Here is a 12,810-nt window from a genome sequence, read left to right as displayed (position 1 = left end):
GCAAAAATTACTCGGTAATCTTCAGAGTATTAATCACACCGTTGGCAATATTAGCCGCTTCCTGCTGATTTTCACCCGGCAGAGATACCTGCATGGTCATCAGCTGATCGCCGGCTTTAGCCAGTACGATGCTGGAATAGGAAACTTGGCCTTTGGCCGTTTGCAGGCTATTTACTTCCTGAGCTTGCTGCCCACTCACTTCAATGCTCTTATCGGAAAGCACGTTCAGGCTTGGATCACGAGATTTCTGTTGCTCAACCAAACGACCACTCAATGTGCTCAGGCTGTCTGCCGGTAACGGAGCCATAATCACAATGATCGCCTGCTGACCGCTCTTATTAGCGTAAACATGCATGCTGTTTGATTGAGAGCCTAGCTTACCGCTTTGGTCAGTTAAGCCAGCCGGCAGCGTAAAGGTCACTTTCCCGTTAAGCAGGCTAATGTTCTCTCCGGCAGGTACGCTAGCTTCTACCGGTGTAGATCCTTTGGCCGCAGAGGTGGTGTTATCAGTCGACTGGCCATCACACGCGGCAAGTCCTGCCACGAGCAAACCCACTCCCATAAACTTCACTAAATTACGCATGGTAATTCCTTCTATTGTCCTAACGTCTCGATTGACCAATAAACGTATCGCACCTTATCGGTGCACTAAATGCAAGTAACATATTGTAGCTTCGCTACTTATCATTGGTTCCGTGCGTTAGACACTTCACCAGTCGGACTCGGTTATCGGCTATGTTGTCAGCCACTTCTAGCTCAGATAACTGGTAGCCATTTTTTATGAGCATTATCAGCATAGCTGGAAAACAGTTTCTGGTTTTCACTTCGATACGCTGATACCCATGATTTAAAGCCCAATCCTCCTGTGTATGCAATAGGACTTGGGCTATTCCGTCGCGGCGAGAGTAAGGAAGTACACCACCTAACCAACTATAGAAAGTGGTGTCGCTAAGCGCATAACCCAACTTAAAACCGACAGGTTTTTCATTTTTATAGGCGACTAATATACAAGTCTCTTTATTATTCAGTCGGTTAATTAAATCTTGTAGGCTATGTAACGCGGAGAATTCGGGCAGTAAGTTATAAAGATGGTGAACATCTTCAACGGTGGCGTGTTTGACGTTAATCGAGGGCATGACATCCTCCGAAGCTCAGGGACATCAGCATATACGATACCGAGAAAAAGCGCTTCTCGGCATCGCGATACGTTTTTTAATTCAGCTGTGGATGCGGATCTTGGCGGTTAGCCGAGAGATACTTCAGAACCACGTTGAGCATAACGCCATACATTGGCAGGAAGAAAATCAGGCTGATCAGCAGTTTAAACGTGTAGTCCACCAGCGCGATCTCAACCCAGTTAGCGGCCATGAAGGGGTCTGTACTGTGGTAAAACGCGATAAAGAAGAATGCCAAGGTATCGCTGATATTACCAAACAGCGTTGAAGCCGTCGGTGCCACCCACCACGCGCTGCGCTGACGCAGGCGGTTGAAGACATGCACGTCAAGGATCTGCCCAAGAACATAGGCCATGAAACTTGCGGTTGCGATACGTGCCACCATCACATTAAATTCGCCCAACGCGGCAAAACCTTGCCACTCGCCCTGAAAGAACAGCGCTGAAATACAATATGAAATCAGCAGCGCAGGCGCCATAACTGCCAGAATAATTCGACGAGCCAAAGGCGCGCCAAACACACGGACGGTGAGGTCTGTTGCCAAGAAAATAAACGGGAAGGTAAATGCGCCCCACGTGGTGTGAAAACCGAAAATCGAGATCGGTAACTGCACCAAGTAGTTACTGGACGTAATAATCAGAACGTGAAAAACAGAAAGCCAGCAAAGGGCTTTCATCCGCTGTTGCGGAGTAAAATCAAACATATTTTGGCCTTTTTGGAGATTGGGGTGAGGGAACCCAATAAAAAATGTGTGCATCTGAGATGCGGCACGGATGATACCGCGATAATTTCCACATGCAATGGTTAATTTTAACGCAAACGTTCACGTCTCTTGCAGACTATTTTTCAGCAGGTAAACTAGAGGCGTTTTAAACTTCACTCAGCCGTAGCCCTTCGCCAGTACGATTGCGCAAATCGGCCTTCAGAGAAAAACCATGACCGATCTTTTCGCTAATCCCGATAAAACGCTGGATGCACTTGGGCTTCGCTGCCCTGAGCCTGTGATGATGGTGCGTAAAACCGTGCGCCATATGGATGATGGACAAACACTGCTGATCATCGCGGATGATCCAGCAACCACCCGTGATATTCCGGGCTTCTGTCGTTTTATGGATCATCAACTGATTGCGCAAGAAACCGAACAAGCGCCCTATCGCTATTTGTTACGTAAAGGGGCTTCCGCCTAATTAACGCAACGTCGAGCCCCGCACGATAAGCTCGCCCGGATATTTTTGCTCAACGGTAGGCTGTGCGTCGCCTTGGATGCGGTTCACTAATAGCTCTAGCGCAGCGTAGCCGATCTGATAGGTCGGCTGCTTAAGCGTGGTTATCCCCGCCCCTGCCAGCTCTGCCCATTCCAGTTCATCAAAGCCAAGTAAACCAATATCACTGCCCCAGTTAAGGCCTAAACGACGCAGGGAACGAGCCACCTGAAGGGTTAGTGCACCGTTGGCAGACATTACGGCTTTACGCATACCACGATGCTGATGACAAAACTGGCTCAATGCCTGATCCAGAAGTTCACCTTTGTTAAGTACAACTTCGGCATGGCAGGCGATCAGCTCAGGGCATTCTGCCATCGTGCTTTGAAAAGCATGCAAACGCTCAAGCCGAGTATTGACCAAGCCCAGCGGCTCACTTAAAAACATCACCGCTTCAAAACCCTGCTCGATTAAATGCCGAGTCGCTTCAGTGGCTGCGCGATGATTGTCTAACCCCACCATATCGCAGGAGAAGTCGGGTATTTTTCGGTCAATCAGTACCATGGGCAGCAAAGACTGTTGTAGCTTAGATAACGCTTCTTCACGCATTCCCACCGCGTTAACTACTAATCCCTCAACGCGATAGCTGCTTAACAGCTCAAGGTAATGCTGCTCCTGATTGATTTCGTTGTTGGTGTTACACACCAGCAAAGTGAAGCCTTGCACTCGGCATGCTTCTTCAACGCCGCGCAAAACATCTACAGAATAGGGATTGGTGATATCGGCGATAATCATGCCGATAAGGCGAGTTTGCCCACCCTTTAAGCTGCGAGCCATCTGACTTGGGCGATAATTAAGGCGTTGTATGGCTTGTTCGATACGCTGTTTGAGATCGTCGGACAGCAGGTGTTGTTCGCCATTTAAATAGCGCGAAACGCTAGTTTTACCGGTTTTAGCGGCCTTGGCGACATCACTGATGGTAGCGCGGATTCCCTGACTGCTCACGACGTGTTCCTCTGAAATTCAACGGTTAGGCAAATTTAGCATAACCACAGGGGAACTGATGAGATAAGGTTGGGGAAATAGCCTCCTCAGGCAAAGCAGGAGGCTAAAAGATGAAATATTTTACATTAATACTGGACACTTAAGTCCGATTTTAGGGGGACCACTCCGATAGGGTCGTAGGGTCGTAGCGGCGTAAGCCGCCGGAGCACCCCGCGGTGTGATAGACCCGTTTATCTCGATCTCTTAAGTGGCCTGAATAAGCTCTATTACATCGGGCTTAGTGTAATTTCAACACGACGGTTCTGAGCTTTGCCTTCTGTCGTGCTATTTGAAGCGATTGGGTTCGCAGGTCCCATGCCCTGAGTACGAACGCGGCTTGCTTCAACGCCCTGCACAATCAGAGAACTTGCGACACTGTCGGCACGCTGCTGAGAAAGACGCATATTCAGATCTTTGCTACCGGTACTATCGGTGTAGCCCACCACGTTAACCGCGGTCTTAGGATACTCTTTTAAAACCATTGCCACACCGGTCAGGGTATTGGCGCCGGCTGGTTTCAAGGTGCTGCTGCTAGAATCGAAGGTCACATTATTTGGCATATTCAGCACAATGTTGTCACCTTGACGCGTTACGCTCACGCCGGTGCCACGCATTTTGTCACGCAGTTTCGACTCTTGAACGTCCATATAGTAACCCGCACCACCGCCTAACGCCGCGCCAGCTGCAGCGCCAATCAGTGCGCCTTTGCCGCGATCGTGCTTAGAAGAGGACAGAACACCCACGCCCGCGCCAACCAGCGCACCTAAACCTGCGCCCACACCCGATTTACCCGCTTCGGATTCACCGGTATACGGGTTAGTTGTACAACCAGACAGCAGCAACGCAGCGCATACTGCGCCAGCAATACAGAAACGGCTTTTACTCATTGTGGAACCTCATCTTGCACAGAGCGTAATCGCTCAAGATATTTGCTGTAACAGGCCAGTAATCCACTGACCCAAAAAATAGTGCCCAAAACCGTGAATCGGGATCTACGGCGGTGGCATTTCAGCAAATTCCCATTAAAAAATAATGGTCACAATTCCTAAAATTCCAATAAATTAGACAAATACGCGCCAAATAGCAGGATTTGTTTAATCTTCAAGCCAAGCGCCTGGGGATTTCTCCCATAACATAATGGCCGTCTTGTGCTGGGTATCCTCATTGAACTGGGTATCTTGAGTCTGAAACCCCTCACGCTGATAAAAACGCAGCGCGCGGTGATTCTCCAAATACACCTCGAGCATCAACTGTGGAAAAATCATCTTCACATGCATCATCAGCAATTGCCCAACGCCTTTTCCGTGGTAGCGCTTGTCCACAAATAAAGCGCCAATAAACTGCTGCTCAAGCACGCTAATAAACCCAATGATTTCACCCTTATCTTCAGCCACCCACGTCAGCGCATTCGGTAAATAGGTATCACGCACCACGGCCTCGCTTTCACGCCAATACTGCGCAGAGATAAACGGATGCGCCTCGGTAGTGCTCACCAGCCACAACGCCATAATGGCCGGCATATCTTGTTTCAAAGCTGGGCGGATCATGGCTTAGTGCTTCCCACAAAAGCAGGTTTTGACGTGATCGTTCACCATGCCGCTGGCTTGCATAAAGGCATAACAGATCGTTGAGCCAATAAACTTAAAGCCTTTCTTCTTCAGCGCCTTGGACATCACGTCAGAAATCTCGGTTTTTGCAGGCACATTGGCGAGGGTTTCAGGACGATTAAGCTGTGGCTTGCCCTCGGTAAATGACCATAAAAACTGAGAAAAATTCTCACCATCCTGCTGCATTTTCATATAGGCATGGGCGTTAACCACGATGGCGTCTAATTTCAAACGATGACGGATAAGGCCAGCGTCCTGCATCAGTGCATCAATATCCTCATCCGTCATCGCCGCCACCTTGCGCGGATCGAAGTGATGGAAAGCATTACGATAGTTTTCGCGCTTCTTCAGCACGGGTATCCACGAAAGCCCCGCCTGTTGCCCCTCAAGACAAAGCAGTTCGAATAAATGAGCATCGTCGTAGACGGGCTGCCCCCATTCATTATCGTGATAGCTGATATACAGGGGATCGGATGAGACCCAACCACAGCGAGTTTTTTTATCTTCAAACGTCTGGCTCATAATCCTATTCCTTGTGAGAAACCCTTTGCGAATCATTGGGGTTTTAGTGCTGTTTGCAGGGCAACAATGCCAACAACGTGAGAGACAACTATAACGCTTCGCGAAGCGTTAACTATTTATTTCAACCCACCTTGACGCAGTCGCAACCTCGTCAAATAGTTAAGAGTGCAGCATCACAAAATAATAACGAATAACGCCTCCCTTTTAATGGAGTGGCATCAATGATTAGACCTCTGGCATCGGTTTGTTTAGTGAGTTGCGCCCTGCTCTCACTACCTGCTTTGTCGTATGATTTAAAAGATGTTTTTGTGAATAACAATGGCTCGAGCGATATCGTTCCGCTCGATCGCGCTTCAATGTCCATAGACCCTGGGTTTTCAACACATTGGGTAGGCAGCAATTCGCTGGCCTCTGCGGCGTTAAACCCAACCACCCAACAACAAGTGGGCTCTTTGGGCTGGCGGTTAGATTCCAATCTAGAATTGTTCACGCCCTATGCTGAAATCAGCTATCAGCGTTTATCGAGCAACGAGTCTTATAAACAGGTGGGAGAATTTAGCTCGCCGCAAAACTTATTTAGCCGTGAGATCCCCAATCAAGAAGCGCACTGGGTTGATGTCACCGTGGGTGCCAATATCCCGCTAACCAATTATATGGCCGCATTTGCCGAGCTATCGCAGACCAATCGCCTCAATAATAGCGAGCAATTTATGTACAACATTGGCGTTAGCGCCAACTTTTAACTCGACCTTCACGGAGAATGTTCCCAGCCTTTGCCATGTTTTATGGCAAAATACACGCAAAATCCCACCCTTTGAGACGGGATTCGGGCTGTATATCTTACGTTCAGGCGGTATACTGCAACATTCTATATAAATCCACTTGTATCGCGCGAACTCATCCAATATGCAAAAGTTTGATACCAAGACCTTTCAGGGGCTGATCCTGACTCTGCAGGACTATTGGGCGCGCCAAGGCTGCACCATTGTTCAACCACTGGACATGGAAGTTGGCGCTGGCACCTCACACCCAATGACCTGCCTGCGTGCACTCGGCCCAGAGCCGATGGCAACCGCCTACGTGCAACCATCCCGCCGTCCAACCGATGGCCGCTATGGCGAAAATCCTAACCGCTTGCAGCATTACTACCAGTTTCAGGTAGTCATTAAGCCATCACCAGAAAATATTCAGGAACTGTATCTGGGCTCATTGAAAGAGCTAGGTTTAGATCCGCTGGTGAACGACATTCGCTTCGTCGAAGATAACTGGGAAAACCCAACGCTGGGCGCATGGGGCTTAGGCTGGGAAGTATGGCTTAACGGTATGGAAGTGACTCAGTTCACTTACTTCCAGCAAGTTGGCGGCTTGGAATGTAAGCCGGTAACCGGTGAGATCACCTACGGTCTGGAACGTTTGGCGATGTATATTCAGGGCGTAGACAGCGTTTACGATCTGGTCTGGAGCGACGGCCCGCTGGGTAAAACAACCTACGGCGACGTGTTCCATCAAAACGAAGTGGAACAGTCCACGTATAACTTTGAATACGCAGACGTCGATTTCCTGTTCTCCTGCTTCGAGCAGTATGAGAAAGAAGCCAAAATGTTGTTGGAGTTGGAAAAACCTCTGCCTCTGCCAGCGTATGAACGCATTCTGAAGGCCGCACACAGCTTTAACTTGCTGGACGCCCGCAAGGCGATTTCCGTCACCGAGCGTCAGCGCTACATTCTGCGAATCCGTACCCTGACCAAAGCGGTCGCTGAAGCCTACTATGCCTCTCGTGAGGCGCTAGGCTTCCCAATGTGTAAAAAAAGCGACGATTCTAAATTAGAGAATATTTGAGGCAGCCATGACCCAACAAACTTTTCTGGTGGAAATCGGCACCGAAGAGCTGCCACCGAAAGCGCTACGCTCTCTGGCAGAATCTTTTGCAGCTAATTTTACCGCTGAACTAGACAACGCAGACCTCGCCCATGGCGAAGTGACTTGGTTCGCTGCACCGCGCCGCTTAGCACTGAAAGTCGCAGCGTTGCATGAATCTCAGCCCGATCGCGAAATTGAAAAACGTGGTCCAGCCATTGCTCAGGCATTCGATGCTGAAGGCAAACCAACCAAAGCCGCCGAAGGCTGGGCTCGTGGTTGCGGCATCACCGTCGATCAGGCTGAACGTCTGACCTCCGACAAAGGTGAATGGCTGTTGTTCCGCGCGCACCAAAAAGGTCAGAGCGCACAGCAACTGCTGCCAACGCTGGTGACCAATGCATTAGGCAAGCTGCCAATTCCAAAACTGATGCGCTGGGGCGACAACGATACTCAGTTCGTGCGTCCGGTTCATACCGTTACGCTGCTGCTGGGTAGCGAAGTGATCCCTGCCACTATTCTTGGTATACAGTCCGATCGCGTGATCCGCGGCCATCGTTTCATGGGCGAACAACAGTTCACCATCGATAACGCTGAGCAATATCCGCAAATTTTGATGGAACGTGGCAAAGTCATCGCTGATTACGCCACCCGTAAAGCCATCATCAAACGTGACGCCGAACTGGCTGCGCAGAAAATCGGCGGCATCGCTGATATGAGCGAAAGCCTGCTGGAAGAAGTGACTTCTCTGGTTGAATGGCCAGTGGTGTTGACCGCCAAGTTTGAAGAAAAATTCCTCGCCGTACCTGCTGAAGCGCTGGTTTACACCATGAAAGGTGACCAGAAATACTTCCCTGTGTATGACGCTGCCGGCAAACTGCTGCCAAACTTTATTTTCGTCACCAACATCGAATCTAAAGACCCACAGCAGATTATCTCTGGTAACGAGAAAGTTGTTCGTCCACGTTTAGCCGATGCGGAGTTCTTCTTCAAGACCGACCGTAAACAGCGTCTGGAAGATAACCTGCCTCGTCTGGAAACCGTTCTGTTCCAGCAACAGCTGGGAACGCTGCGTGACAAAACCAATCGTATTGAAGCCTTGTCCGGCTGGGTTGCAGAACAAATCGGCGCTGACGTCAATCTGGCGACCCGCGCTGGCCTGCTGTCCAAGTGTGATTTGATGACCAATATGGTCTTCGAATTCACCGATACACAGGGCGTTATGGGCATGCATTACGCACGCCACGACGGTGAGAACGAAGAAGTTGCCGTTGCCCTGAATGAACAGTATCAACCACGCTTCGCCGGTGATGCACTGCCAGATTCTCTGGTGGCATGTTCTGTCGCGATTGCCGATAAAATGGATACCCTTGCCGGTATCTTCGGCATTGGTCAGCACCCTAAAGGTGATAAAGACCCATTTGCTCTGCGCCGTGCTGCGCTGGGTGTGTTGCGTATTATCGTTGAGAAAAAGCTGCCGCTGGATTTAGTGACGCTAACTGAAGAAGCTGCGCGCTTATACGGACAGAAGCTGACTAACGCGAACGTCGTTGATGATGTAGTGGAATTCATGCTGGGCCGTTTCCGCGCTTGGTATCAGGAAGAAGGCCACAGCGTTGATACTATTCAAGCTGTACTGGCTCGTCGTCCAACCAAACCAGCAGACTTTGATGCGCGCGTGAAAGCAGTTTCACATTTCCGCACGCTGCCTGAAGCCGCTGCGCTGGCTGCTGCCAACAAGCGTGTTTCCAATATTCTGGCTAAATCAACCGAAGTGCTGGGCGATCACGTTCATGCTTCTGTATTGAAAGAAGCGGCAGAAATCAAACTAGCAACCCATCTGGTTGTTCTGCGCGATAAGTTGGAACCGCTGTTTGCTGAAGGTCGCTACCAAGAAGCCTTATCAGAACTGGCCGCGCTGCGTGAACCCGTAGATAACTTCTTCGAACAAGTGATGGTTATGGCTGACGATGAGCAAGTGCGCATCAACCGCCTGACTCTGCTGAGCAAGCTACGCGATTTGTTCCTACAGGTTGCGGATATTTCTGTTCTGCAGTAATCCCGAGAGTAAAATAAAGCCCGCCTTTCGGCGGGTTTTTTACTTTCTGGCTGTTATCCCAAAATTATCAGGTTAAACTAACTTGATGAGTAGAATTTCAACAGAATGATATCGACCGAATTTTTTCGCGTGGTTACAGGAGTAATTACATGTCATTTGCAGTAACTAAACAGGCACAGCGTTGGTTGATGCCAATTTTCGCCGTCATTATGGCGTTTCAACTAGCTGGCTGTGGCGACAACGATAAAGAACAACGTAAAGCTTTCATCGACTATCTGCAAAATACCGTCATGCGTGGCAGCATCACCGTGCCAACCCTGAGCGAAGACCAAAAGCAGAAACTCGGCAACTATGTCAGCGATTACGCGATTTTAGTGACGTTTTCACAGAATTTCAGTCGTTCTATGGATAGCAGCTTAAATCCGCTGTTTACCACTATCGATCAGATCCGTGTTCCTCAGGACTACCTGCTCAAACGCGACGATCTGCGTCAGGAAGCTGGTGCACTAAACCTGCTCGGCCAACAGATTCAAAGTGCGAAATCGACCGCAGACACTGCGCGTGCCGCACTTAAACAGCCTGATGATGTGAAAGCAGTTTATGACCAAGCCTTTGCGAAAGTCGTCACCGATCCGGCGAATGCCGTGATGCCAATCATTCCTATGGCGGCTAGCCTGTCACAGGATTTGATTCAGGTCGGTGATTTCCTGCAAAGCATTGGGACTCAGGCGCGCTTTGATAACCAAAGCATCCAGCTACAAACCCAGCAGCAGGTAGATCAATACAATCAGTTAATGACCTCAATTGCTGCCAAGCATCAAGAATTGTTAAATGCGAAAAACCGCAGCGCGGCTATTTTCCAGAATTAATCTTTCTTGATCCAAATTCAGGCCCCTCAGGGGCCTTTTTTATACCCAAAAAACACTACATGTAATTTTATAACGCGCTGGGTGAAAACCTGAGGTGTGTTGATGACGTGCTGATGGGATGCAAAATAACTTGTGAAGAGAATCACAATTTAAAAACAAAACCACTAACAACTTAAGTGATTTACGTCACATAAATTCACCCATGACGGGCGATATTTTAACTTTGTAGCAGACTTTCAGCCTACTTATGTGATCAGTATCACCATAAACACCCCAATAGAGGGGGGCGTTACGAGATCAAGATCACAAATCCCCCACGGGGTACGCGAGATGAAAACGGCGTGATAGAGTCGATTTTGCATACAGAACGACAGGACGGTTTTTGGCGAAACCACCACAACTATTACGACGCGCAACATCTTAGCGCGCACCACGAGGGGTGTTTTATGTTATCACCAGATATCAAGGTCAAGGTACAGAATTTTGGCCGCTTCCTCAGCAATATGGTGATGCCCAATATCGGCGCATTCATCGCATGGGGTTTGATTACCGCTTTATTTATTCCTACCGGCTGGCTGCCAAATGAAACATTAGCCAAGCTGGTTGGCCCAATGATCAGCTATCTGCTGCCATTATTGATTGGTTACACCGGTGGCCGTTTAATCGGCGGCGAACGCGGTGGCGTCGTGGGTGCAATTACCACCATGGGCGTGATAGTTGGCGCAGATATGCCTATGTTCATGGGCGCAATGATTGCAGGCCCATTAGGTGGCTGGGCAATCAAACGTTTCGATCGCTGGGTTGACGGCAAAATCAAAAGCGGCTTTGAAATGCTGGTGAACAACTTCTCCGCGGGCATTATCGGTATGCTGCTGGCGATGCTGGCATTCATGGCGATTGGGCCTTTGGTAGAGTCGCTTTCAAAAATATTAGCGGCTGGCGTGAATATTATGGTGCAGAACAACCTGCTGCCATTAACGTCTATCTTCGTCGAGCCCGCCAAGATCCTGTTCCTAAATAACGCCATCAACCACGGTATCTTCTCACCGTTAGGTATTCAGCAGGCAACAGAAACCGGCAAATCCATTTTCTTCCTGATTGAAGCAAACCCAGGTCCAGGGTTAGGTGTTCTGCTGGCTTACATGTTCTTCGGTAAAGGCAGTGCAAAACAGTCCGCTGGCGGTGCCGCAATCATCCATTTCTTTGGTGGTATCCACGAAATCTATTTCCCATATGTGCTGATGAATCCACGTCTGATTCTGGCCGTGATTCTGGGTGGCATGACCGGCGTATTCACGCTGACCCTCTTTAACGCGGGCTTAGTTTCCCCTGCGTCTCCAGGTTCTATTTTTGCAGTCTTGCTAATGACACCAAAAGCATCTCTTATCGGCGTCGTGCTGTCGATTTTGGCTTCAACGCTGGTTTCATTCTTAACCTCTGCCATGTTGCTTAAACGCGCTCGCGTCGGTGATGAGGAAAGTAACGGCTTAGCGGAAGCCACTCGCCGCATGCAAGGTATGAAGCAACAGTCTAAATCGGGTGGCAAAGTGACTGGCATAGAACCTCAGCCAGCCATGCGTGCCACGCTTGATTTATCTAAAGATTTACACCATGTGCGTAAAATTATCGTGGCCTGTGACGCCGGAATGGGCTCAAGTGCAATGGGCGCGGGGGTACTGCGTAAAAAGGTAAAAGACGCAGGGCTGAGCCATATTTCCGTAGTAAACTGCGCGATTAACAGCCTTCCTGAAGACGTTGATCTGGTGATCACTCATCAGGATTTAACCGAACGCGCAATGCGCCACGCACCACAGGCGATGCATATTTCATTAAGCAATTTCCTTGATAGCGGCCTGTATACCGATCTTACAACCCGTTTACTGGCGGCTAAACTACCGCAGGCGGCAAACGACAACCGCCTAATCAATCAAACTATCATCGCCGCTAACGATGACTCATTTGAATCAACCGATCGCGAAGAGAATCTGTTTAAACTCAGCGCGGCCAACATCTTCCTGAACTTAACCGCCAACAACAAAGAGCAAGCCATTCGCTTTGCCGGTGAAATGCTGGTATCTGGCGGCTATGTCGAACCGGATTACATCGACGCCATGCTCGCCCGAGAAGCACTTACCTCAACCTATCTAGGAGAATCTATCGCCGTTCCACACGGCACCGTAGAAGCCAAAGACCGCGTATTACGCACCGGGATCGTCATTTGCCAATACCCTCACGGCGTTCGATTTGGTGACGAACCAGACGATGTCGCTCGACTGGTTATTGGCATCGCCGCGCGTAATAACGAGCACATTCAGGTCATTGCCCGCTTAACCAACACACTGGATGACGAAGGCGTAATCGAACGTCTAGCGCAAACCACCAGTGTTCAGGAGATCTTAGATCTTCTGTCTGGCGAACAAGCGGCATAAGGCAATTACACGGCGTCGTTCACCGCAGCCAGACGGCCTTAAAAAA

General features: G+C 49.4%; 13 protein-coding genes. 6 read left to right on the top strand and 7 right to left on the bottom strand.

Annotated features, from left to right (window positions below; all coding sequences use genetic code 11):
• Window positions 1-7 precede the first annotated feature (7 nt).
• The 3 genes from RSC70_RS15200 to RSC70_RS15190 all read right to left on the bottom strand — a co-directional run bounded on the left by RSC70_RS15200 (window position 8) and on the right by RSC70_RS15190 (window position 1,878).
• A complete protein-coding gene (locus RSC70_RS15200) occupies window positions 8-583 on the bottom strand; it encodes a DcrB family lipoprotein (protein WP_040045254.1) in 576 nt (191 codons plus the stop codon).
• Window positions 584-677: 94 nt separating this feature from the next.
• Window positions 678-1,136 (bottom strand): GNAT family N-acetyltransferase, encoded by a 459-nt coding sequence (locus RSC70_RS15195; RefSeq protein ID WP_332542940.1) that lies wholly within the window; start codon window positions 1,134-1,136, stop codon window positions 678-680.
• A gap of 76 nt (window positions 1,137-1,212) precedes the next feature.
• On the bottom strand, window positions 1,213-1,878 hold the full coding sequence (locus RSC70_RS15190; protein WP_025797284.1) for a 7-cyano-7-deazaguanine/7-aminomethyl-7-deazaguanine transporter: 666 nt from the start codon (window positions 1,876-1,878) through the stop codon (window positions 1,213-1,215).
• Between the two features lie 232 nt (window positions 1,879-2,110).
• On the opposite strand from RSC70_RS15190, the gene tusA reads away from it, so the two are divergent.
• On the top strand, window positions 2,111-2,362 hold the full coding sequence (gene tusA / locus RSC70_RS15185; protein ID WP_025797287.1) for a sulfurtransferase TusA: 252 nt from the start codon (window positions 2,111-2,113) through the stop codon (window positions 2,360-2,362).
• Here the strand turns inward: tusA and RSC70_RS15180 are convergent, their stop codons facing one another.
• The 4 genes from RSC70_RS15180 to RSC70_RS15165 form a co-directional block, all read right to left on the bottom strand.
• On the bottom strand, window positions 2,363-3,382 hold the full coding sequence (locus RSC70_RS15180; protein WP_040045257.1) for a LacI family DNA-binding transcriptional regulator: 1,020 nt from the start codon (window positions 3,380-3,382) through the stop codon (window positions 2,363-2,365). It lies immediately after the preceding gene.
• Between the two features lie 266 nt (window positions 3,383-3,648).
• On the bottom strand, window positions 3,649-4,308 hold the full coding sequence (locus RSC70_RS15175) for an OmpA family lipoprotein (RefSeq protein ID WP_040045258.1): 660 nt from the start codon (window positions 4,306-4,308) through the stop codon (window positions 3,649-3,651).
• A gap of 207 nt (window positions 4,309-4,515) precedes the next feature.
• The gene (locus RSC70_RS15170; RefSeq protein ID WP_282815136.1) at window positions 4,516-4,968 is read right to left on the bottom strand and encodes an N-acetyltransferase; all 453 of its coding nucleotides are present in this window, start codon (window positions 4,966-4,968) and stop codon (window positions 4,516-4,518) included.
• 3 nt (window positions 4,969-4,971) lie between these two features.
• Window positions 4,972-5,550, bottom strand: coding sequence for a DNA-3-methyladenine glycosylase I (locus RSC70_RS15165; RefSeq protein ID WP_332542939.1), 579 nt, complete (start codon window positions 5,548-5,550; stop codon window positions 4,972-4,974).
• A 221-nt stretch (window positions 5,551-5,771) separates the two neighbouring features.
• Between RSC70_RS15165 and RSC70_RS15160 the strand changes: the two genes are divergently transcribed.
• From RSC70_RS15160 to RSC70_RS15140, 5 genes are all read left to right on the top strand, one after another.
• Window positions 5,772-6,293, top strand: coding sequence for an autotransporter domain-containing protein (locus RSC70_RS15160; RefSeq protein WP_040045261.1), 522 nt, complete (start codon window positions 5,772-5,774; stop codon window positions 6,291-6,293).
• Between the two features lie 163 nt (window positions 6,294-6,456).
• Complete coding sequence (gene glyQ, locus RSC70_RS15155) at window positions 6,457-7,389, top strand: glycine--tRNA ligase subunit alpha (RefSeq protein WP_004094047.1); 933 nt, start codon at window positions 6,457-6,459, stop codon at window positions 7,387-7,389.
• Window positions 7,390-7,396: 7 nt separating this feature from the next.
• Window positions 7,397-9,466 carry a glycine--tRNA ligase subunit beta gene (glyS, locus tag RSC70_RS15150; protein ID WP_103008762.1) on the top strand — a complete coding sequence of 690 codons (2,070 nt, stop codon included), beginning with the start codon at window positions 7,397-7,399 and terminating at the stop codon, window positions 9,464-9,466.
• A gap of 149 nt (window positions 9,467-9,615) precedes the next feature.
• A complete protein-coding gene (locus tag RSC70_RS15145) occupies window positions 9,616-10,335 on the top strand; it encodes a DUF3053 domain-containing protein (protein ID WP_043490008.1) in 720 nt (239 codons plus the stop codon).
• 446 nt (window positions 10,336-10,781) lie between these two features.
• On the top strand, window positions 10,782-12,764 hold the full coding sequence (locus RSC70_RS15140; RefSeq protein ID WP_332542938.1) for a PTS mannitol transporter subunit IICBA: 1,983 nt from the start codon (window positions 10,782-10,784) through the stop codon (window positions 12,762-12,764).
• Window positions 12,765-12,810 lie beyond the last annotated feature (46 nt).

The organism is Hafnia sp. (assembly GCF_036648275.1).
GTDB classification, from domain to species: Bacteria; Pseudomonadota; Gammaproteobacteria; order Enterobacterales; family Enterobacteriaceae; genus Hafnia; species Hafnia alvei.
The sequence above is the reverse complement of the archived record's forward strand: the minus strand, read 5'-3'. Positions and strand labels throughout refer to the sequence as shown.